The following is a 22,950-nucleotide window of genomic DNA, read 5'->3' on the forward strand; positions in this document are numbered from 1 at the left end:
GCTTACCGAATTGCACACACCGGCCCAGGCTTGAAGATCGAAGTAACCAGTCCCAGATTGTCGGGATCAAAACGCTTAGAAAGGAGACAGCGATGACAAGCACTTTGTTTGACAGACCGCTCTTCGTTAAGCGGGGCCACCACATTCAGGAAGTGGCAAGCCTGGATGACGTATTTGACCTCCTTGATGAATGGCCGGCGGAAAAACGAGGCACAACCTACGAGGTGCTGGTGAAAGCCTGCCGGATGGCAGCTCAAGGGATCTTTCCGTTGAACTCCATTCGTGAAAATGTCCGGCGGTATCTCATCAAGGAACGGGCTCTTGCAAACATCGAGGAACTTCCGGTGATCGCGGAGAGGGTTACCTCCCGCCGCTTGACCTCCTAGACACTGCGGCATCGCAAAAATGTTCGAGGCCCGGAGAAAATCTGGCGTGGCGATTTAGCTGTCGGGGCATACACATGGTAACATGGTTCTCGGCCTCGACCGATTGATCGCGCGCGCCAATGGAGGGTTTGTTTGGGCTCTACCAAATCGGAGCCATGACGTTGTACGTAAACAACGGAACAGCCCTGTGGCCCGGATTCGCATTAAGGCTCGGAGCTCCATGGGATAACCAGAATCAACCTCCGGGCGATAACCAAGTGATTGGCAAGCATACCTGTCTGTAACTCGTTTGTACGGAAAACGACCCGGACCGTGTGGAAACTCAAAACCAAACTCGCTGCATAGAATGCAATTTCATCGAATTCTGACTTTCAATGATCTGGCCGCCTTGATGGGAGTTGAACCTGCCACCAGATTATTCAGTCGCGCACATTGGCCATTAATTTCAAGAGGTTAGCAAATCCCATATTTCACAGGGATTGAAATGATTAGAGAAATCACGGCTTCCAATATCAAAAGCTTCCTCCTCCATTTGGCAAGATCCTTACACAGTGAGTCCCGTCATCGCGCCGAAGCTTAAATCCTATTGCTCATCAGTTTGCAGCCACTTTTCTTTTGACCTTGCGTCCTCTTACTCCTACTCGGGGCTGATGGCTCATTCGCGTTCTATGAAAAGGCGGTATTCGTGGGTAATAGGTCATCTCGTAAGGTAGTCCGAATTGCTCCTCTGCCGCGGCTGAAGAATATGCTGGCGGATACAGATGACGGCGAACTTCTCCAAATGTTTTGGGCGGTGCACGCGCTACAGGACGGAAGAGAACATCTGGCGCGCCGCTTGATTTCGTTCCCATCCGACGCAGCAACGACAGCAATCACGTCACGCTGGAAGGTTCATCCGTGGAACCTTGAGACGCTGATAACCCTCCAGCTGAATACTCCGAACGGCCTGACCTCCTACCAGCGTGTCGACACCTCGAAATTCGACACGATTGCCGGTCTGACGAACTTGCTCGGCCGCGTTGAAGATGTGGAGAACAGAGATCGCATCAACGATCGCAATATTCTCCTTGAGATGCATCGGATCGGCCATCGAACCTTTCAGTGGCAGAGAGGCTGGCGGCGGCAGCAGGATCTCTATCGCTACATGTATATCTATGGTCAGGGCAAATGTGCCCAGTTCTTTGAAGGGCGGTATGGACTGACGATCGTAGATTTTGTGAGTGTCTGCTTTGCTTTGTTTGGTATCCTGTCGCAGGGCTGCTGGACATCCAAGCTTCACGGGCTCCACATTATGGGTCTGGATGACAAATTGGTTGATATCGTTCTTCCTCTCGTGTCGGCAGAGATCCACGACGTCAGGCAGGCCTCGCGAGACCTTCTCGAAAAAGTCGAAACAGGCCTAGGGACGAAGCTGCCGGTCATCTATCAACCAAGCTATCTTCGGGTAAAGCCTATCATTCGCTCGTTTGCCAATCGAAATTACTTCATTGCTCCATTGCCCGAGCTAATCTTGATGCGGGCGACCGTTGGCCTCTTTTACGACCTGATCCCTGGCGGACAGGATATCTTGAACGATGCCAATGAACGCTTCGAGGCCTACGCGCGTCACTCCATCAAAGCGCATTGCCCCGACTTTGATCCTTTGCCGGCGATTAGGTACCGACATAATAAGAACAATGTCGACACGCCGGACATCATCCTCAAGAAAAACAACAAGGTCGTGGCAGTTTTTGAATGTAAAGCAACCAAACTAACCTTCGAGGCGCAGTATGGCGAGGATCCGATCACCAATGCAGAAAAGGGATATACGCAGATTGCTAAGGCGATATTCCAGCTGTGGAAGTTTTTCTCGCATGTCCGGCGCGGCTTATTAGAACTCGATGTGGCGGAGGATGCCGTTGGCATCGTTTTGACCATGGAAGCCTGGACGCAGATGGGTGGGCCGTTGCGGGAGAAGCTCATAAACGACGCCAAGGCTCTCGCCGCTCAGAAAGATACGGATATCATCCTCCAAGATATGCGGCCGCCGGTATTCTGCCCAATCCAAGACCTGGATGATCTTCTCGCTACGTCAGACGGAGACCAGTTGCTGACGGCTTTCCGTGCTGCGACGCAACATCGCTATCACCCGTGGGGCATACGCGAAGTCAGGCAGCGGGAAGCCCTCCAACTGTCGGCATCAAAGCCCTATCCATTCGATATCGGGGAATTCTTTCCTTGGTGGAGAGAGTTACCAAGCCAGAAAAACCGGTCGACTTCGCAACGTCCGGTGACGTGATTGGATTTCAATCACACATACCGAGTCGCGGCGCTTTACCTGTGTAGTTGGAAGAACCAGCCGACTGTATCTTGGAGCCGGGCCCGGATCCGACCGCGAATGAGATCACGCATCTTGCGGAGAGCACTGTCGAGAGCATGGTAAAGGCTCTACCAAAAGCATCCATCCTCGAAGAGAGAACTTCTGACGGCCTATCACCGGCCCGTTTCTTAACATCTTTAGTCACGCGCGTTCTCGCGACTACACCCGTCAACATGTATGAAGAGGGCAGGAGGCCTAGGTCCTCAGTGTTGGCCAAGAGATAAAGGCCCTTCAAAATCTAATACACCCAAACTGTCACAGTCGCTTACAAGGATGGTGGATGCAGTACGCGTTGGTTGATGAGGTTCGTCGCGAGGCCTTCCCCAAGGGTAAGGGTACTTGCCCGACGTGCGGGTCGGCGATGGTCGCTAAATGCGGCCCAAGGATTCTTCACCATTGGGCTCATGCCGGGAGGCAAAATTGCGATCCCTGGTGGGAAAACGAAACAGTCTGGCATCGGGAATGGGAGGAGCTGTTTCCTGAAAGCTGTCGAGAAATCTCCCATATGGCGCCTGATGGTGAGATCCATCGTGCCGACATCAAGACACCCACAGGCATCGTCATCGAAGTACAACATTCGAGCATGACGGATGCCGAGCGGCTATCCCGCGAGTCTTTTTACGGCAACCTAGTTTGGGTGATCGACGGTCGAGGTTTCCGTGATAACTTCGACATTTACCACCTGTTGCCCGATCCGACGTCAGATCTCGCACAAGATCTGGTCTGGTCGAAGGCTCGACGTCATATGAATGGCTCTAATAGGGGCTTATTTTTCAGGCCGTCAGAGAACCAAGACCATCAACCTGGCGCTACGAAGGCCACACTCAAGGGCGGATGGGTGCATGGCATTCACGAGATCGAGGACCAAGTTAACACCAGCTACCGCGGTCACCATCAATATGATTGGGTTCGCCCGCGCAAAACGTGGCTTGATGCAACCTGCCCGGTCTACATAGACTTTGGCGAAGATTCGCTGATGAGACTTGAGATCTACGACGAGACTGGCCTCCGCTGCATTCGTATGATTTCCAAGAGAAAATTCGTGCATGACGTCATGGTCGAAACGTCGGCACGGGCCATTGCCACGCGGTTTTATCCCCTTCCGCGACCAGACAGTCCCCAAGACCAACTCACTGCGTGAATCAGTCGATGGCGCCCTAATGCCGAGAAAACTCTTTTAGCACAGCGCCCTTCACAGTCTTAGCGAACCCATTGACTGTCATGCGCCTGCCCGCCGTTCGCGCTGCACACGCCGATCAACCTGCAAAATTATGTGCGCCTCGGCCGGAGTGCTAATGTACTTGCACTTTATTCTTGCTTTTGTAATGACTCAGCAAAATGATGCCTCAACTTGTACGAGCGAAGGATTCGTTCTTGATCGAGGCATTGCGAAAACACCACAATGATGGCCGTCTTTACGAACGCCGCGCCGACACCACGGTCGCCCTCCTTCAGTTGGAGAACCTTTCGCAGGAGCAGCTCGTCGAGCGCGCAAAAATTCGCGCAAAGACAGATCCTCTCTATTTATCTTCGGAATGCCTCCTTCACCATATTCGGCAATCCAGACGGAACAACTCCGATCGGTTCTTCGAATCTCTTTTCCGTGTTCTCTTGGCGAGGGTGGAGAGCGCGGCGACGTTGCGCAGCGAAATCTACCGCCTTCCAAACGGAAAGGTCGCGATCACCGCATTCGGAACAAAGGTCAGAGAATATGTTGTGGATCGCTTCATGGTGCGCCTTATGGCCGATCGCGATGGCTACGATGAGCGTCTCGACTACTTCGAGGTAAATTTCGCGCACGCAATTGCCGCCTTGCGGTCAACTGCGAAAAGCAAAGCTGTAGTTGAGGAAAGGCGGTCGCAGCCGCTCTCTGCTAATGACGACGAAGAGGTCTCGGCGGAGGTTGAAAAGGCTACCGGAACATTTGATCCGTTCGATGTATCAAGAATTGACGATGAAAATTACCGGTCTCGACTTTTGGCCGCGATAAAGAATTTACCCGAGAAAGAACGCCATGTCGTTGCGTTGATTTTCAAAGAGTATCCAATCGAGTCAAATGACCCCGACAAGCCCTCAATCTGCAGGCTTCTGGGGTGCGTTGAAAAAACGGTAAGGAATCGACGTGACCGCGCTTTCGAAAAACTTAAAGCAGCTCTATCGGAGGAAGAGATAGATGCCTGACGGACGCAAAGACAACGCTGAAGAGATCCTCTCCGCGTTTGCCGTCGAACCGGCCCCCACCAAGGCTACCCTTGATCTCTATCTCAAACAATATCCGGAACTCGCTTCTGAGCTGATCGATTTATCGCTGGAGTTGGAGATGTCCGATCCGACGGTAGAGGATGTTATCGACACCGATAGTCCGATCGTTAATGCTGCCTGGGCTGCATTCGTTGGCGGTGCAGTTCCCGACGAGCCAATCACGGCCGCTTCGTTCACCCGTGAAGTGGCCAATGGCATGGGATTGAAACTGGCTGCGCTGATGGGTCTTCGCGATAGAAAAGTCGAAGTCGAGTCGCTTCCTAACTCGTTTTCCGCCCGCCTATCAAAAGCGCTTGCGACGCCTGTACCACGATTGATGGAATACCTTGCAGGCCCCCAAGGCATGCCCGTTGGGGCGAGCTTCAAGTCTGATACAAAACCAGAGCAAAAGCCAAAGATTTCAATCAAGCAGTTGCTCGCTGAATGCGGCCACACCCCTGAGCAGATTTCTGAGCTCCTGAGGGAGGATTGAGCATGGATGCCGTCGAGCTGGCGCGGCAACGAGCCCAAGACCTGAATAATGCAGCTGTCCAGGCAGGGGTCTCTGCCTGGAGCCCCTATGCATTGGCTCAACACGAAGCAGCACGGCGGGGTATTGAGATTGATCGGGTGGCAAAAGGAAGCAGCCTTCTAAATGGAGCACGTGCGCTATACGACCCAAGCCTACCCCTGATTATTCATGAAGCGACGGGGAGCGACTTTGAAGACGCGTTTCTCGTTGCCCATGAACTTGGCCACGTGGAACTGGGCGACGCTACGGTTAGAGACGAGGTGAATTCAATCCACCCCGCGCGTGCTGCGGAGATGCCGCCGGTCGGCGCGGAACGAGTTGAAGACTACAGCCGACGCCAGCGCCGCGAGGTCCAAATGGATCTCTTCGCCCGAGAATTTCTCCTTCCCAGGGCCTTGGTTCGCAAAGCTCATATCGAAGAACAGTCGACTGCCGAAGAGATTGCCGGACGGCTAGGCGCGCCTAAGGCTGCCGTGGCACAACAGATGCTCGATGCATTATTGCTTCCTGCAGTTGTCATCGAGACCGAAAAGCCAAACGTTTCGCGCCCGCTTAACCCGCGACAGAAGGAAGCGGCAGAGCACTGGGGGGCTGCGTATTTACTCGAAGCTGGCCCAGGAACAGGTAAAACGCAAACGCTGGTCGGTAGAATTCTTTGGCTGCTTGATAAGGGGGTCGATCCTCGCGGAATCCTGGTTCTAACCTTTTCAAATAAGGCGGCCGGCGAGTTGTTTGATCGCGTCGCCCAAGTGAATCCTGTTGCTGCGGCCGCCATTTGGATCGGCACCTTCCACGCATTCGGACTTGATATAATCAGGCGCCATCATGACTGCCTCGGGTTGCCTGACGATCCCAAGATGATCGAGAAAGCAGACGCGATCGAATTGCTTGAAAGCGAAGCACCCCGGCTAAATCTGGTTCAATTTCGCAACATTAGCGACCCGACGGAAAACTTGGACAAAATATTGGCCGCCATCTCTCGGGCAAAGGACGAACTGACGAGCCCAACTCATTTCCACGAACTAGCGCAGACCATGAAGTTGGTTGCGTCAACCCCTGAGGACGAAAGGGAAGCGGAGCGACAGATTGAGGTCGCCAATGTTTACAGACGCTATGAGGAGCTCAAGGCCGGACTACAGCGGCTAGATTTCGGTGACCTTATGACCCTTCCAATTCGGCTTTTTAACGAAAACGAAGACGTTCGAGCCGCCATTGCTTCAACTTATGAACACGTCTTGGTCGATGAATATCAGGACGTGAACCGTAGCAGCGTAGATCTTCTGAAGAAAATCAAGCCGGGCGGCACCAATCTCTGGGTGGTTGGTGACATAAAGCAGTCGATTTACCGCTTCCGCGGGGCATCCTCGATCAACATGGCGAAATTCGCAACGGGAGATTTCCCTGGCGCTCAGACCGGCCGGCTCGAGGTCAACTATCGCTCAGTGGAAGAGATCGTTGACGCCTTTTCAAAATTTGCGGTTGATATGAACGTTGCGAAGGGTCGAGATAGCTCCCTTCAAGCGCATCGAGGGCCCTCGGGTTGCCCCCCAGAGCACAGGCTTACCGCTTCGGCCCAGAATGAGATCGAAGCTGTAGCTGATGCGATCTCTGAAATGCGCAATCTTGGACTCGCATACCGAGACCAAGCGATTCTCTGTACCGGCAATGATCGCCTCGCAAAGTTCGGATCTGCACTAGAAACACTGAATATCCCAGTGCTCTATCTCGGCAGTATTTTCGAACGGGAGGAAGTCAAGGACCTGCTATCCTTCCTATCTCTTCTTGTCGACCGGAAGCCTATGGGTCTCGTACGCCTCGCGACCATGGAAGGCTTTGCGATGCCGCTGGAAGACGTCGGTGTCATTCTGGATGCCGTTAGCAAAGGAGAGGCACCCACTCCTATATGGACTATTGGTGAAAAGGATCTGCCTAACCTGTCGCTTGATGGCAGGAATGCGCTGGCTAGCACTTGCCGGGTATTCTCTGACCACGATGAGGCCTCCCAGCCTTGGGATGTTCTCGTGTCGCTGTTGCTTGATCGCACTCGACTAGCCGCCAGAATTGCGGAAGCGCCTACAATCTCTTCACGAGCACGCGGGATCGCAATTTGGCAGCTTCTCAATTTTTGTCGCACTCAACCAAGCGGCAAGGGTCTCCCTATCAAAAGACTTCTCGACCGTGTGAGGCGCCTAGTTCGCCTTGCCGATGATAGGGATCTGCGCCAATTGCCGGCGGCGGCGCAGGGTCTCGACGCCGTGCGCCTCATGACGGTGCATGGATCGAAAGGCTTGGAATTTCGTGCGGTCCACTTCCCCGGCGTCAACGCTGACAGTATTCCCCGATCGCCAAATCATTTTCAGGGCATCGAATCGCCCGACGGTCTGATCGAGGAGATGACAGGCAAGGCCACTGCAATCCGATCCGCTGCACATGTTGATGAGCAGGAATGCCTTTTTTATGTCGCCCTGTCTCGAGCGAGAGATCGCCTCTTTCTTTATTCTCCGGCAAAGAAGGCAAATGGCCATAACTGGTCGGTTTCACCATTTGCGGCACGACTGATAGCCCCAATGGTTCAGCGGCAAGTGACTCCAATAGCGCAGCTTCCCCCGACGATCGAAGAAATCATCGATCTTCGCTTCGCCGGCCGGCCAACGTTTAAAGACACCCAGTTGGCCATATATGAGAAGTGTCCTCGTCGGTTCCTTTACACCTGCTTGCTTCAGACAGGCGGTCGTCGGGTTGAGTCCGCTTTTATGAAAATGCACAATGCGGTTCAGGCCGTGGTTGACTGGATCACTACAGTTGACCCCTCTTCCGCCGCAACTTCCGAAGCCTCTAGTCGCCTGCGGGCTGCGATGACGGCCCGCGGTCTCGACATGAATGGGTATGTCGATGATTATGTAAACATCGCACAAGTGTTGATCTCCAACTTGCTCAAAAGCAGGCAAGGTCTTTCGCTCAAGGAAAATAATGAGCTCTCGATTTCTGCTGGCACGATCGAGGTCGCAGTGCGTGTGGATGAACTGCTTCAAACAGACGATGGCGGGATCGTTGCCCGAAGGATACGCACGGGTCATGGGACGAAGGCGTCTCAGACCGATCTGGCGGCCAGCTCTTTCTTCATGGCGGTCCGCGAAGCGTTCCCCAATGCCTTGGTGGAATTGATGAACCTCGCCGACGGCGAACCGATCAGGCTCGAATTCGAGAAACTCGCCAGCCGTCGCCAGAAGATCGGCGACATTGTCGGCGGCGTTACGAGCGGCCGCTTCCCCGCGAAGCCAAACAATCGGACATGCCATCGATGCCCAGCGTTTTTCATCTGTGGCCCGATACCCGCTGGACCGCTCTCAAAAAAAATCTGACCTAAATTACCGGTCTGCCGTTTCCGCTCCGATTAGCACTCCAGAGACGTATCGCAATCAAGCGGGCGCTCCGGAGAAAAAAGAAATGTCTGACTCTAACAACGCGGCTGGCTCTGCCAACAAGTCGTTCCGTATCCGCTTCACCACCGACGGTATTGCATATCGCGATGCTTCAATTGAAGATCCAATTCCCGTGGGGAGCCAGCTCCTTATGGCGGCCGGTATCCGTGATGTGGAGAACTACAACCTCTTCGCCATCCTGCCCAACGGTGAGTTCGAGGATATTCGTCTCGACGAAACCTTCGACCTTCGCGGAAAGGGCGCCGAAACGTTTGCTTACTTCGAAAGCGATCGTTCGTTCAACTTCACGATTGAAAACCGCCAGATGTCATGGGGCAAGAATCTGATCAGCGGAAAAGCTCTTCGCAACCTGGCCGGTGTTGACGCCCGCTACAGCATCTATCTCGAAGTTCGTGGTGGTCATGATCGCCTGATCGAAGATCATGATCTGGTTGACCTGGCCGGTAAGGGCATCGAGCGCTTCATCACCGTGATTAGCGAAACCACGGAGGGGCTGGAGGCCCTCCCTTCTGCTGACCGTCGCTTTCTCGAAGCTCATGGCCTGACCTATGAGATCGTGAACGACGGCGGTGTGGGGGCGGTCGTTATCAAGGATTTCACTCTCCCTCCGGGAAAGTTCGATCACGACAAGGTCGACGTGATGATCCAGCTTCCGGCGGGATATCCCGATGCCAGTGTCGACATGTTCTACACGATGCCTTGGATTCGGCTGAAGGCGACCAACACTTACGCGGCCTGTGCAGACGTCCCGCAGCTTTTTGCTGGCGCCAACTGGCAGCGTTGGTCCCGACATGCGGACTGGCGTCCCGGCATCGACGGCATCCGCACCATGGTAACCCGCGCCCAGGCGGCCTTCGAGAAGGCAAAGTGAAATGGCGATGTTGGACATTACCGTTCTTGATCAACACATGCGCGCCCTCGCTGGCCTGCTTCCGGACAGTACATCTCCGGAAGCAGCTGCCTACATGCTGTTTGGATCGTCGGACATCGCCACTGATCCTTGGTCGGGCGGACCGCGTCACCGTCTCATTTCACATCAGGTCGTCGAGATCCCCGCAACAGATATGGTCAGCTCGTCTGGCATGCATGTGACATGGAGCACGCGAAGCTTTATGCGGATGTTAGGTGACGCTGCGATCGGGGGCAAGATTCCGGGTATCTTTCACACCCATCCCGGCAGCCATGCATTCTTCTCCGAGCAGGACGATGCCAACGAGCGAGAACTGGCGCGGACTGCTCAACAGAAGGGTGCGCGAGGTCTTGTCAGTATCGTTCTCGGTGGCGACGGCTCAGTTTGTGGGCGGATCTGGCATGGCTCCAATGCCTACACCATGGCTCTCGCCCTGCAGATTGTCGGCGGACGATATCAGCGGCATCAACGTCACCTCGCCGAAAACGCTGTCCATCATCACTTAGACCGCCAGCGCCGTCTATTCGGGCAAGGCTTCAACGACAACCTCTCGTCGTTGCGTGTGTGCGTCGTCGGGTGCGGCGGTACCGGCAGCCCGGTTGCGCTTCTCCTGGCGCGGCTCGGCGTTGGCCACATTTTCCTTGTAGACAAGGATGTGATCGATGAGACAAACCTCAATCGGGTGCATGGAGCGCGGCGCGATGATATTGGGCGGGCCAAGGTCGAGGTCCTCAAGCGCGAAATCGAATTGATGGGCGTCGGATCTCGAGTCGAAATCGCACAGGACTGGATCAACGCTGCGCACGTTCGCGATGCGCTCAAGGCTTCGGACTTTGTCTTCGGTTGCACTGATGACAACACCGGACGCATTCTGATTAACCGGCTTGCCCATTTCTACGGAATTCCTGTGATCGACGTCGGCTTGCGCATGATCGCAGCTGCCCATGAGCACGGGCATGATCTCAACGGGCGAGTCACTACGCTCATTCCAGGTCGCCCATGCCTCATTTGCGGTGGTGTCGTAAACGCCACTCGTGCCCAGGAAGAAGAATTGGAGCGCAATCAACCGGACGAATTCCAGCGCCGAAAAGCTGAAGCGTACGTCGTCGGCGCCAGTGACCCCGCGCCGGCCGTCGTGACTTTTACGACTGAGATGGCATCCGTTGCCGTCAATGAAATGATCGCTGCGATCACCGAATTTCACGGCGCCGATGGAATGATTCCGACCCGTATCAGACGTTGGCACGTCCGCGATGATCGGTTCCTGAACGTCAGGGTGCGGGAGGGTTGCCCGGTTTGCCAATCTGATGAATCCCGCGGTGCCGGCGACGTATTGCCCTTCCTCGATATGGCAGGGTGAGATCATGCTGAAATCCATAGCCCTTATCCTCCGCGCTGTTGGGCTGCTCAAGTTTGATCGGCTTGCTGACTACTCGTGCGAGTACCCGTCTACCGGTCGGGTGCTAGAGGAGAGCCTCGTCGTCGTTCGCGACGGCAACGTTGCGAAATGGGCATGTCTGGCCTGCCCGGGCGGCTGCGGGAAGATGATCACGCTGTCCCTTAATCCAAGTCGTCGGCCGAAGTGGCACGTCTCGGTGGATTTCTGGAACCGCCCTACGCTCAAACCATCGGTGCACCAGTTGAATGAATGTGGTTGCCATTTCTGGATCACCAACGGCACTATCGATTGGTGCCCAGGTGGCCGCCCTTACCACTTGGAGAGGAGTAACTAGATGGCTGATCGCGCTCAACAAGACGGCAATTTTCCGTTTCGTGAAAAAGCCCGTGAGCACCTTGATACCGCACAAAAACTACTTTGCGGACATGGACAGCGGCTAATCTACGCCTGCCTCGAGCTTCGTCTGGCGATTGAAGCAATCGCCTACGACACTCTTCAAACTTATGAAAAAAATATGAGCCCCGAGATCGCGGAGGCCTATGAACATTGGCAACCCAGCAAGATCCTTCGACTTCTATCGACACACGACCCGCTGGTGGACGTATCACTTCGGGTTCAAATTCGTGAAGTTGGTGAGGATGGAGCGCCCGTTGGGGGTGACCCAACGTTCGACGGAGTTGATCGCCGGTTAACTGTCGCCTGGGTGGAAAAAGCCCATCGATCTCTTGGTAGTTTTCTGCATCAGCGGACAATTTCCCAGCTGAAGAAGGGAAAGACAATCGATGAGGCAAAAGTAAGAACAGAGGCGAGCCGAATTCTCATCATGATGAGAGAGGTTCTGGCGTCTGAAGTCTACGGTATCAAATTGTCCAGCGAGCTTTCGATTTCGATCTGCGACCCTCTTTCGGGTTGAATGCGACTATCGCATCCACTTCTAGTCGTTCTTGTCAGAACAGCCGTATTTCTCCCGTATCCAAAGGCTGAGAAGAGCGGCATTTGTCGAAAGCCAGTGGCGACCATCCGGAGTGATGGCTTGGTGAATGGGTAATCCGATCGAAGAAGCATAACCGTCCGGTCGCCATGAAAAAATCCTGTCCTCCACAAGCCGGGACGCCAAATCGGTTATGCTAACCTCATGTTTGGCAGCGGCTTCAAGCAAAACGTCGTCGTATGTTTTCAAACCGCCGCGCCTCATCGCCATTTCGAAAAGGATCATTTCATCTGGCGTCATCTCTACCGGCGACCATTCGTCAATCGCGCGGTCGTCCAGCTGATCTTTGTTGAGTTCAATCGCCTTCAGACGCCAGCCTCGCGCGCCGTCTTTAACACCTGGTGTTCCGGTCAGGAGCCGAGCGATGGATTCGACCTGCAGGTTATCATCGACAGGGAATAGAGCATTGAACTGATTAGAAAGCCGCGTCCAGATGAGTTCCAGTAGTAGGCCAAAAGGCGCCTTTTGAGTGGAGCCGAACAGATCCCACTCTCCGTTCTCCGATCTGCGCGTAACGAACGGATAGCCGTTAAGCTTCAGGATGGCGTTGTGACGACAAATAATCAGATTTGGTAACACCCCAGGACCAGCGACCCCTTCCGGGACTGCTTCCAACGCATCGAGGAACGCGGTGCGAAGCCCAACTTCATCCACATAGCCCTGAAAGCCGAACACCACGCGAATAGGTGCGAGCTGCTCATGCGCAAGGGTTCGGAAGATTTCACCTTCGGCTGTCTCTAAATTCTCATCTTCATCCGGCTCAGGGAAACGTCCGATGACACGCGCAAACGCGTATTCCGCAGGCCTGAGGTCAACAAGGATGTTGGTCTCCAGCAATCTTTTCTGCTGCAAGGATATATACTGCATCTTCTTTATGCTATCGGCCAGATCCGCGGTGTAGAGGTTCTTTTTCACCTCGAACACCGCCAGAACATCCTTGATTGGCCAGGCCCACTTTTCCGTTCTCGGAATTCGATGCCCATCGGTGCCCATCACAAGCATAGCGTCTGTCTGCGGGCTGTAGTCCCCATCAACTCCGACCACAAAGCCATCAACAAGCTTCAAGTTAAGCTTTTCCGGTATCGCCCGTTCAATCAGCTCACGAGCCAAACCTTCGTACATGTCGCCAATCGTTGGCCCGTGCTTGACCTCCTCTTGCGCTAAGATCGCAGCTTCCCGCGCCTGGAGCTGTTCGAGAAACTGAGCAAAGGATGTAATCATGAGAGACCTTGAATCTAAGCTGGCTCCGGCCTTGCAGGACGCTAAGAATATTCTCGTCTAAACCGCCGATAAATTCACGGCAAGCTTCGTTTGAAGTCAAATCCGCTTCGCATGAAGTGTATGTCAGGCAGGTACTTCTGTTTCAGTATTCGCCGTCTCGGCATAAGGCTCGTCCTTCAGGACATAAGGCAAGACTGCGGCCAAAAGCTTCGGCAGCTTGTTCTTTGGGAATGAGACAATTCGCTCGAGGTCAACAGCCGCTAGCGTCATCTGACGGGTCGCTAATGCGATTAGAAACTCCAAGACGGCCTCGCCTTGGTTTTCGGCGTGACGCTCCAACATTTTCAATATCAGATGGCCGATCTTTGCGCTGTGATTCACTGTCGTCGTGTGGGCGTAACTCAGCTCATGTGGAAACGCCGCCCGGAGGAGCGATGCCTGAATGATTCCATCATTGAAGCGCGTGAAATTCTCGCTCGATAGTATCGTCAAATGAAATGGTGATTGTGCAAGATCAGGTGAACTTTTCGTTTTCGACGGCTTACGGCGGCTTTCCAGAATGCTCGCAATCGTCGCGAAGACATCTCCTTGCTTGATCGTGTTTGTTTCATAGCCGCCGTCCCAAAACGCGAAGCTCGGCCTCAGCTCGAGGGGAAGCTCCGCCGTGTTGGTCAGGAAAAAGTCATTCTCTACGATATCACGCAAGAGGACACGAATTCTGCGTTTGATGAAGCTGACCACTTTTTTCGTCTTGTAGCCCTCCGGAAGATCCGCTTCAACCTTCCTCCAGAACTTTAGCTCCTTTTCCCAAGCTGAAAATTGATTTTCATGGGGCAGGGTCATTGCGTCCACGACGCAAAAGATATGCTTGTGTTCCCTGTTGTTGTGCTCGAGATCTTTCAGCAAAGTCCCCTGATACTCTGCCAGGCTATGTTTGTTGACGCCGGCAAAATAGGTCCGGGGCAGATTTTTAAAGGGCGTGCGAAGGTCGCGAGACGCATCTTGAAAAGACTGTCCTGAGCCAAGTGTGGCCGCGACGATTACAACGCCTTTACGCTCTCTCGTTGCAACACCGGCGGTCGAGCTTGAGAGGATCTCAGGCCTTGGGAGGCCGAGGGCACTGATTTCATCCGCCACAATCTCGGCTAATCCCTCGCTGTCCTGGCTTTCCGTTGGCAGTATGTGCGACGTCGAGGCTGGAATGTTTCGCTGCACCATTTTGCGGATGGCAGCTCGGTTATCGTCAGCAAGCAATGTGTGCTGGAGGTCGACAAATAGGCCGTGGCCAGGTCGCTCTCGATGAAGCCGCAGGCTGAATGCGTTATGGGCGCGATATTTTTGCATAATCGCTTTGAGTGCAGGCGAGGCGGCTGACTCGACAATGGTGTAGGGCAACACAACCGCGGCATCCGCGAGAAACTGATCTCCAACGAAGGTAATCAATCGCGACCCATCCCGGCACCATGGACATTGGGTGGCATTGAAGGTCTCGAGCATTAGTGGCTCAAGGCCGCGGATTGTCTCGCGGGCATCGAAAACTACCGTTCCGTATGGCTGTTTTGATGTCGAGAAGAGGGTGATGATACGGTCTTCCGGCAATCTCGTTTTCCCGGCCACGATCTCGGGAAGGGAGCCGCTTGCGGTAGCGGAAATCAGGACCAGCGCTTTCGAGGGATCTTGGACTTGGAGGCGGTCAACGCCTTCATAGGAAAGAAAGCTCTGTATCTGAATACAAGTGATTTTCTTGGTGAGACGCCCCTTCAATGCATAAGCGGCGTACACCAGAGCAGCTATCGACGAAGAATCCACCCAGACTTTTTCGTCTGCTTCACCGAGATAGGGTAGCAGGACGAGGGCTAGAAACCCTATTTCTTCACCTTGGATCAGCGCATTTGCCGTTCGGAAGAAGGCGCGAGAATGCTTTCGCTTCGGGTGCACGAAGTGATGCCCAGGGGGTGCTTCGAGAACAGCTTCGCGAGACGTAACGAGGTGGAGCGTCCCGGCGCGAACAATGGCGGCAAAATCCTCGCTCCCAAGCGTCAACTCGCCTTGGAGGACATCGGAAACCACGATTTGTCCCCGTTCGTCAAACGCTGCAAGGATAATCGCCGTGTCATTGGGAAGCCTTAAAAGAGCCTCAGAACCCATCATGCTCGCCAAAGCGCTCTTCATTTCTTGCGCCGCATCCGCAGGCACAATGACGATGAGCCCTTCCGGATATGGATTACCGCTGATGAGGTCCTGATCAACAATCTCCATGAAGTCGTGTTGCACGAAGTCTGCAAGCGTTGTCATGAGCACGAGACAATCGGCGTGCTCCTCACGTGTCCAATGGAAGTGATAAAAGGCGCTCATTAGTTGCCGAGCCCAATCGGTATGAGGATTGTGAAAACAGCCCCTTCGGCGCGCGCATGACGTTTCGGCGGCCCACTACCGATGTCCATGAACTGCAGGTCATCAGGTGTAACGCGGGGATCTTTTATACCCGGTGGGAACCACTTACACAGCGACAGCCGACCAGTTCTGAGCCGCATGAAACCGCCGGAAGATTTCAGGGCGTGCATTACTCGCGGTAGACCCCACCCATGCGCGGGATTGGAGACCGACGTGTAAGTCTTCAGGAAGCACTTTTGCACGAGCTCGTATTCGCGCTCTATCGGCAAATCGGCAGGGATCAGGGAGCGAAGTGTCCGCGCGGCCAGGCCTGGCCCACTGTCGAAAACTGAAACTTCGAGGAATTCGACCCGCGGCCGAGCCGCCTCACGCTCCATGCTCTCGATGTAATCCTTGAGAACCGGCAATCCGGCTGCAAAGGAGTCGTGCGGAATATCGACTGGCCTCAGAGCGAACACGATCCCACGAGCGGAGCGCCGATAAAGCGCGCCCTCTAGATCCGTTCTTGCGTGGAGATGAGTGTTTGAGAACAATTCTCTGAAGAGGCTCGCAAGCAAGCCGACATCGACATCTCCAATTCGAAGCCTGTTTCTCTGTACAAGACGGTCGAGCGCCTGCCTTACAAGTCCCGTAAAATCAGCCAGAACTTCCCCGGTCCTCGGATGATAAAGAAAGGGGTTCGGCCCCGCACGCTCAAGGTGGTCGATAGAGACGAGGGGGAGGGACTGACCGTGGATTATTTCATCGAATCTTCCGGTGTAGAGCTCGTTCAGTCGATTGGCCACGCGACGAAGCATACTAGCGCTCACGTCTCGGGTGCCGTCCCGGCCAATGATGCGATCCGCAAAGGATGCCGCTATCAGTCCATAGGTTCTGTCGAGCAATGTTTTTGCAGCAAGCTCAGGTTCAACATCGTTGTTGAGGTAGAGTGTTGCGTCTGGTTCATTCCGACGTGACCAAGTGATCGCCAGCTGTGCGCCGCTCACCGAACCACCGGCTCGCGCCTCGAACGCCCATTTGTTTGGGAGTGTCAAACCACTCCTTCGCTCGTTGACAAGGTTGAGCGCTGACTCCACCTTGTCGTACATAGCGGTTTGAGCAAGGCGATCACGAGCTTCTGCACTTGGTGCCATGGCGGAAACACTACCGTTTTGACAAGATCGACATGAATTCATCCCATTCACGTTTCGACATCGCGGTATCAGACTGCTCGACTTTCTCTCCAGACAGCATCCGCCGCAACGTTTTTACGCCTTCGCCCGAGAACGTCGCCGCGTCCAGACGGTGTTCGCGAAAAGCTTCATAGGTCAGGGGAACCCACTTTTTAAGCACATCCAAGATGACATCAGCGTAGACCCTGATCTCATACTGGGCGTGCGAGTCAGCGCGAAGCCTCAGAAAGTTCATGAGATTGTGAAGATCAGTCTTCCAATACCATTGTGTGTAGAAATTCAGCGAGAGGTTCATGCGCGCCAGTTCGCGCGCTAGGCCCTGTCTATTCTCGTCGATTGGCTTCCCAGTTTCGTCGTGGTTCAACATGTCCAGGTAGTGATCGTAAGACCGCTGCGAATCCTCTTTCAGCAACTCGAGGATACGCTCAGCTTCAGCCGGACCAACGACGTTCCCACGACCCTGCCTATTCTGGACCGATTGTGCGGCCAGTTGTTCCGGGGCTGGAATGTAAAATTCACGATCTAGTAGCGAGTAGCGTGCAGAGTATTCGTTGACATTCGCCATCCTGTGGCGAATCCACTGTCGGGCGACGAAGATCGGCATTTTGACATGAAGCTTGATTTCAGCCATCTCAAAAGGCGTCGTATGCCAATGACGCAACAGATAGTTGATAAGGCCCCGGTCTTCGCTGACTTGTCGAGTGCCCCTTCCATATGACACGCGCGCCGCTTGAACTACAGCGGCATCATCGCCCATATAGTCGATGACCCGAACGAACCCATGATCAAGTACAGGCATCGCTTCGTAAAGTATTTCTTCCAGGCCGGAGGAAACAATCCTCCGGGTCGACGCGGAAGCCTCACGCGATTGTTGAATCTGGAGCTTTTGTTCGTTTGACAGTACGCTCATGGATTATCCTCGCATGCTCTTTTACTGAGAAAATATCTCGTTTCGTCGCCAGTCTGGACGTTAGCCACTTTTAATGGACCGGTGCAAATAAATGGTTGACGGGCAGGACATTGAAGCCCGCATATTCTGCGTCTCTTGGAGTTTCTCACGAAGAGAAATCGAGCACTCTCTTGGCGTGGCCATTGCGGAAGCACGGTCCTGACTATCTGGTTGAACAATGGTCTGGCAGGTCACGACTTCGGCTGCTTAACGTATGATGATTTCAGCTGTGCGATCCGTTCTTCGATTTCGTCGTCCGCGACTTCGATCTTCAGCTTTTCCTGGATGAAATGCAGACGGCTTTCGCTGTCTCGGATTATCTCTGCCCAAGTTTTCAGCCAAACCTTAATGTTCGGCTTGTTGACCACCAGTCCGATGGGCCAGCCGTCCTGCGTGGCACGATCCTTGGCGTAATTGTCGTACTCGCTAGTGACAAGATAGAAAGTCCAGTTGGTGGACGTGGTATTGAAGTCCGGCTGTGAGGTCAGCGAGGCCATGTAATCTTCGAGCTGATTAAGCTCCTTCCTGCCGACGACAAGAGCGGGCTTCTTTAATTCGACGACGAGATATTCGCGATGGGCCGGATTGGGGTGCGGAACCACGCGCCCAAGGAATTGATCGATCCGACCAATCTTGCCGTCAGGCTTCTTGAGTGTGGACTTCTTCGACCGTGACACCGATAGATCATCGGCTACCCGATGCATGACCTTCGTCAGACCGGCCTCTGGCATCGTGATGTGGAAGTCCTCGCCAAAAATCCAGGTATGGTCTCGGATGACAACGTCTAATTCGCCGCGCTCTTTGGTTGAGCGCCGCGACGACGGATCGAAAACGATCTCCTTAAGGATTTTCAGAGCAACAACTCGATCAGCGATGAGGTTAGATGCCGCGATAATGTTCGCGAGCTCTGTCTTATCCAGGAGCGTCGAGAACTCATCCTGCCGGTTCTTCGGGAGGTTGAAGACCGCCTTGAGGATTCGAGAGATCGATTCAGGATTATGCTGCAACGCCTCGCGAAGAAGGCCAAGCGTAATTTTCTTAAGGGAGTTCTCAGCGTTTTTGAAATCGCGTGAGTAGGAAGAAACCGCGTGCGTCGCGATGTCGAAAACCTGGCGCTCCCGCCGTTCGATATCATCACGGGGATCACCCTCATACGGATACACGCCGGCTGCCTTGAGTTCGTCAATCAACTCGCCGCTGCGCTCCGCCTGACGACCCCGGAAATAGTCCGTGACCTCATCTTTAATGTAGCCAACGACGGTCGCGAACGCCGGATCGCTGAGATTGTCGAATTCGAGGAGGTTCGCTTTGGCGATCTCTTCGAAGAACGGGGAACTGGCGTACACTGAAAAGTCAAAGCCCGGCGCGTTCACGCCTGCCGCCTGCGAGCCAAGCACGATGCCGCTCTTGCCACCGAAATATATTTTGCGGGACGCACTTTTGGTGCGCCATTCGATGACCTTCAGGGTCAAATCCCTAACGACCGTCCCACCGGGGCATACGACCGGCTTCGTCGGCAAATCCACCGATCGCTCGATAGTCACAGAAGGATCGACCGGTGCGTCGTTGTAGACTATCTGGACATTGGGATATTGCAGCAAATAGGGAGCGAAAATTGCATCGAATTCCGCCCTAGCCTCCGGGCCAATGATCCAATCGAATGTTTCCCTCAGACCGTCGAGCGCAACCTTTGTCCCTGTGTCATTATTTTCAGCATCGCTCGGCTCAGGCACATCCGCATGATTCAGACGATCACCGTCAATCTTGATTTCGAGCCCGAGCTTCTTCTCTTTTTCCGCATAGACTGTTTTCCAGGTCGCCCATCTGGCCAAGGAGAAGAATCGCAGACGACCACGCCCCTCCTTGCCATGGATAGCGCGCTTCTCACCGGCGGTCCGGTTGAGCGAAAGCTTCCACGAATCGCCGATATTGGTGAAGTCTCTATCCGCTCGGACCTTTGTTATGCCCGTCCCATTGTCACTGATCTCAATGCGTTCAATACCGCCCAATCCGTTTCGGACAAAATCAACGGCGACCACAGTCGAGTCCGCGTCCAGGGCATTCCACACGAACTCCGAGAGCGCTCTTACCGGTTCACGCGTACTCGCGACCTTGCGCAGGTATTCGTGCGTAGCCTTTACCTCTTGGACGGACATCGTACCCTCTGCCTTAACGTTCGCCAGCTCAATCATCAGGGTTATAAAGTGTCAAGATGCAACCAAGGGGCGCCACCGTTATGGCTGTGGAGGCGCCCCCTGTCTACTTGCTTTGTCTCACGCTCAACATGAACCAGTGAAACGCCAATCTGTCGAGGCGTTAACTTGCTTGAGGGCGCCAGCGGACTCTTGATCACAGAATTCCCCACGCCCGAAACCTCCCCCTCCCCGTCATCTCCCGCAACCCCAGCTCCAAAACAATCCGCCGCGCCGCCTGCGGCGTCACCTCGAGCGTGCTCGCCACCATCCCGGCCGAGACCAGGGGTTTCGCCATCACCAGCTCGACCAGTTTTGGAAGTTTTGAAGACGTCCGGCGCCCCTCCACTTTTCTATCCATCATCTGCCGCGCCAACGCCAGCCGGTCATGCTCTTTCATGCCGATCTCGGCGGCCGCCAAAAGCCCATGGGCGATGGCAAGCAGCCGGGTCTCGCGATCGCGATGGCGGCGCCGATCAACGGGAATGGTTTTGAGGCCGAGGTTGATCGCCGCGAGGTGGGCGCCGGTGGTAACACCGGCTTGGCGCAGGATGGAGGCGGCCAATAGCCGGCCGAGCCAAGGGGCATGCTGCAGCACCGAAAGCTCGTTCCAGGCATCGAGGAGCACGATCGCCTGCAGAACCGCCGGCAGATCTTCGGCCTGTCGCACCACGCCGCGCCATTCCTCGAGCCGCGCGTCCTCGTCCCAGTCGAGATCGTAGACCAGCGGATCGGCCGGAGCCCGGCCGGGCTTGCTGGCTCGTTCGATCGCGGCATCAGAGCGCGCGAGGATCGCATCGATGGCGGCATAGTCCACGCCGGATAGGTTCTCTGCGTCATCACCATCCCCCTCCCCTTCCGGATCGATGGCGACCGCGGGCCGAATGACGCCGCTTGGCTGCCCCGCCTCAGCGCCGACCGGATTGATGTCCGACGTCTGTCGCAAATTTCGGATACCCTCGGTCGATAACGCCCAATCCGGCGACTGCGCGGCAATGCGCCGGCGGGTCCGCAAAACGTCGCGAGCGATGGTGAGTTCGTGGGTCGGGGTGCGGATATCGCGGGTGGCGTCGTGCAGCACCAGGTCTTCGAGATGGACCAGTTCGCCGTCGATCCACAGCGAGGCACAGGCGTCGGTGAAGTGGGAGCGCTCGGTAAAGCCCTGCCCGACCGGGGAGCGGGCGATGCGCTCGTCCAGACGCGTGAGAGCGATGCCGGCGCGGAATGCCGGCTCCAAAAGGGCTGTCATGCTGATTTTTGCGAGATCGTAAGTCATTGTTTTTATGGTAAACGATTTGCTAAAGGAACTCTATATGATAACTACAGTTCCTCACATGGTATGATTGGGGGGTTGAGTGTCTAACCACCGATATGTACTGGTTATCGATGGTAGATTGATTTGGCGGCGCAAATCAGCAAGGATCGCAGCAAAGCAGGGCCGAGACGGCCGCCGAAACCCGCCATTTGGAGCGCCCGTGCCCAAACCCAAGACATCACTGACCGCCGCCGAGCGGCGCGCCGAAGAGCTCGACACCATTGCCGCCGTGCTGCCGATCGAGCGCCGCGACGAGCTCGCCGAGCTTTTGACCGACCAGGACATCGAGACGCTGCGCCACCTCGTCAACCAGGGCATGGGCGACAACACGCTACGCGCGCTAACCTCGGACCTCACCTATCTTGAAGCCTGGGGATTGGCGGCGACCGGACAATCGCTGCCTTGGCCGGCGCCCGAGGCGCTGCTGTTAAAATTCGTCGCCCATCATTTGTGGGATCCGGAAAAGCGTGCTGCCGATCCCGATCACGGCATGCCGACAAAAGTCGACGAAAACCTTCGGCGCCAGGGATTTCTCAAAACCGTCGGACCGCACGCGCCGGCGACGGTGCGCCGGCGACTGGCGAATTGGTCGACGCTGACCAGATGGCGCGGTTTTGACGGCGCCTTCGCCTCCCCTGCCCTCAAGTCGGCCATCCGCCTCGCCGTGCGCGCCGCGCCAAGACAACGTCGTCGCAAGAGCGCCAAGGCGGTCACCGGTGACGTGCTGGCAAAGCTGCTGGCGACCTGCGCCACCGATGGTTTGCGCGATCTGCGTGATCGGACGATCCTGATGGTTGCCTTCGCCTCCGGCGGCCGCCGGCGCAGCGAGATCGCCGGGCTGCGATGCGAACAACTGACCGTCGAGCCGCCGATCGAGGTGCCGGACGGGCCTCCCCTCCCCTCTCTCGCCATCCATCTCGGCCGCACCAAGACCAGCTCAGGCGAGCAAGACGATGTGGTCTATCTGACCGGTCGGCCGGTAGAGGCGCTCATCGCCTGGCTGCAGGCTGCGAAGATCGACAATGGCAGTGTGTTTCGGGGCATCGGTCGCTGGGGGACGGTTTCGCGGCGGGCCATCGATCCGCAGTCGGTCAATGCGATCATCAAGCAGCGGGCCGAGATGGCTGGGTTGGATGCTGGGGAGTTTTCCGCGCATGGATTGCGGTCGGGATATCTGACAGAAGCGGCCAATCGCGGCATTCCCCTCCCCGAGGCTATGGAGCAGTCGCGCCATCGCTCCGTGCAGCAGGCGTCTAGCTATTATAACAATGCAACAAGGAGGAGCGGCCGGGCCGCGAAACTTCTCTGACCGAACTCGACAGAGGGCCGTCTTGAGCAAGGTCGGGTACAAGAGTACTGCGATTAAGAGCGAATTTTCACGCTAGCGATTGGTGCAGCGGGCCTTGAGTTGCTAACCGACGTCACCCACGGCAACGGCCTAGGCGT

Annotated in this window: 17 protein-coding genes and 1 pseudogene; 12 read left to right on the forward strand and 6 right to left on the reverse strand. The window is 55.2% G+C overall.

The window, feature by feature from the left end; translation table 11 throughout:
* Positions 1 to 92 precede the first annotated feature (92 nt).
* The 11 genes and pseudogenes from RWK44_RS29455 (at position 93) to RWK44_RS29500 (ending at position 12,183) form a co-directional block, all read left to right on the forward strand.
* Positions 93 to 386: a DUF982 domain-containing protein gene (locus RWK44_RS29455; protein WP_221954847.1), complete on the forward strand. Its 294-nt coding sequence runs from the start codon at positions 93 to 95 to the stop codon at positions 384 to 386.
* A 58-nt stretch (positions 387 to 444) separates the two neighbouring features.
* Positions 445 to 647, forward strand: a pseudogene (locus tag RWK44_RS29460) (metallophosphoesterase); the annotation flags it as partial.
* A 484-nt stretch (positions 648 to 1,131) separates the two neighbouring features.
* Positions 1,132 to 2,664: a hypothetical protein gene (locus tag RWK44_RS29465; RefSeq protein ID WP_316029824.1), complete on the forward strand. Its 1,533-nt coding sequence runs from the start codon at positions 1,132 to 1,134 to the stop codon at positions 2,662 to 2,664.
* Positions 2,665 to 3,025: 361 nt separating this feature from the next.
* Complete coding sequence (locus tag RWK44_RS29470; protein ID WP_316029825.1) at positions 3,026 to 3,886, forward strand: competence protein CoiA; 861 nt, start codon at positions 3,026 to 3,028, stop codon at positions 3,884 to 3,886.
* Between the two features lie 233 nt (positions 3,887 to 4,119).
* A complete protein-coding gene (locus RWK44_RS29475) occupies positions 4,120 to 4,926 on the forward strand; it encodes an RNA polymerase sigma factor (RefSeq protein ID WP_316029826.1) in 807 nt (268 codons plus the stop codon).
* The gene (locus RWK44_RS29480) at positions 4,919 to 5,479 is read left to right on the forward strand and encodes a hypothetical protein (RefSeq protein ID WP_316029827.1); all 561 of its coding nucleotides are present in this window, start codon (positions 4,919 to 4,921) and stop codon (positions 5,477 to 5,479) included. Before RWK44_RS29475 ends, RWK44_RS29480 begins: the two co-directional genes overlap by 8 nt.
* 2 nt (positions 5,480 to 5,481) lie before the next feature.
* Positions 5,482 to 8,880 carry a UvrD-helicase domain-containing protein gene (locus RWK44_RS29485; protein ID WP_316029828.1) on the forward strand — a complete coding sequence of 1,133 codons (3,399 nt, stop codon included), beginning with the start codon at positions 5,482 to 5,484 and terminating at the stop codon, positions 8,878 to 8,880.
* 85 nt (positions 8,881 to 8,965) lie between these two features.
* The gene (locus tag RWK44_RS29490; protein WP_316029829.1) at positions 8,966 to 9,832 is read left to right on the forward strand and encodes a multiubiquitin domain-containing protein; all 867 of its coding nucleotides are present in this window, start codon (positions 8,966 to 8,968) and stop codon (positions 9,830 to 9,832) included.
* A 1-nt stretch (position 9,833) separates the two neighbouring features.
* A complete protein-coding gene (locus RWK44_RS29495; protein WP_316029830.1) occupies positions 9,834 to 11,231 on the forward strand; it encodes a ThiF family adenylyltransferase in 1,398 nt (465 codons plus the stop codon).
* Positions 11,232 to 11,235: 4 nt separating this feature from the next.
* A complete protein-coding gene (locus tag RWK44_RS35080; RefSeq protein WP_410056148.1) occupies positions 11,236 to 11,604 on the forward strand; it encodes a DUF6527 family protein in 369 nt (122 codons plus the stop codon).
* Positions 11,605 to 12,183 carry a hypothetical protein gene (locus tag RWK44_RS29500; protein ID WP_316029831.1) on the forward strand — a complete coding sequence of 193 codons (579 nt, stop codon included), beginning with the start codon at positions 11,605 to 11,607 and terminating at the stop codon, positions 12,181 to 12,183.
* Positions 12,184 to 12,204: 21 nt separating this feature from the next.
* On the opposite strand, the gene RWK44_RS29505 is transcribed toward RWK44_RS29500, so the two are convergent.
* From RWK44_RS29505 to RWK44_RS29530, 6 genes are all read right to left on the reverse strand, one after another.
* A complete protein-coding gene (locus RWK44_RS29505; RefSeq protein WP_316029832.1) occupies positions 12,205 to 13,482 on the reverse strand; it encodes a DUF6602 domain-containing protein in 1,278 nt (425 codons plus the stop codon).
* A 123-nt stretch (positions 13,483 to 13,605) separates the two neighbouring features.
* Complete coding sequence (locus tag RWK44_RS29510) at positions 13,606 to 15,837, reverse strand: hypothetical protein (RefSeq protein ID WP_316029833.1); 2,232 nt, start codon at positions 15,835 to 15,837, stop codon at positions 13,606 to 13,608.
* Complete coding sequence (locus RWK44_RS29515; RefSeq protein WP_316029834.1) at positions 15,837 to 17,009, reverse strand: hypothetical protein; 1,173 nt, start codon at positions 17,007 to 17,009, stop codon at positions 15,837 to 15,839. The genes RWK44_RS29510 and RWK44_RS29515 overlap by 1 nt, the downstream gene beginning before the upstream one ends.
* Before the next feature lie 10 nt (positions 17,010 to 17,019).
* On the reverse strand, positions 17,020 to 17,958 hold the full coding sequence (gene thyX / locus RWK44_RS29520) for an FAD-dependent thymidylate synthase (protein WP_316029835.1): 939 nt from the start codon (positions 17,956 to 17,958) through the stop codon (positions 17,020 to 17,022).
* Positions 17,959 to 18,188: 230 nt separating this feature from the next.
* Positions 18,189 to 20,153: an ATP-binding protein gene (locus RWK44_RS29525; RefSeq protein WP_316029836.1), complete on the reverse strand. Its 1,965-nt coding sequence runs from the start codon at positions 20,151 to 20,153 to the stop codon at positions 18,189 to 18,191.
* Between the two features lie 193 nt (positions 20,154 to 20,346).
* Positions 20,347 to 21,465, reverse strand: a complete 1,119-nt coding sequence (locus tag RWK44_RS29530; protein ID WP_410056149.1) for an RHE_PE00001 family protein — start codon at positions 21,463 to 21,465, stop codon at positions 20,347 to 20,349.
* A gap of 199 nt (positions 21,466 to 21,664) precedes the next feature.
* On the opposite strand from RWK44_RS29530, the gene RWK44_RS29535 reads away from it, so the two are divergent.
* On the forward strand, positions 21,665 to 22,813 hold the full coding sequence (locus RWK44_RS29535; RefSeq protein ID WP_316029837.1) for a site-specific integrase: 1,149 nt from the start codon (positions 21,665 to 21,667) through the stop codon (positions 22,811 to 22,813).
* Positions 22,814 to 22,950: the final 137 nt, after the last annotated feature.

This window comes from Rhizobium sp. 25PS6, from assembly GCF_032464655.1.
In the GTDB taxonomy this organism is placed as follows: domain Bacteria; phylum Pseudomonadota; class Alphaproteobacteria; order Rhizobiales; family Rhizobiaceae; genus Rhizobium; species Rhizobium laguerreae.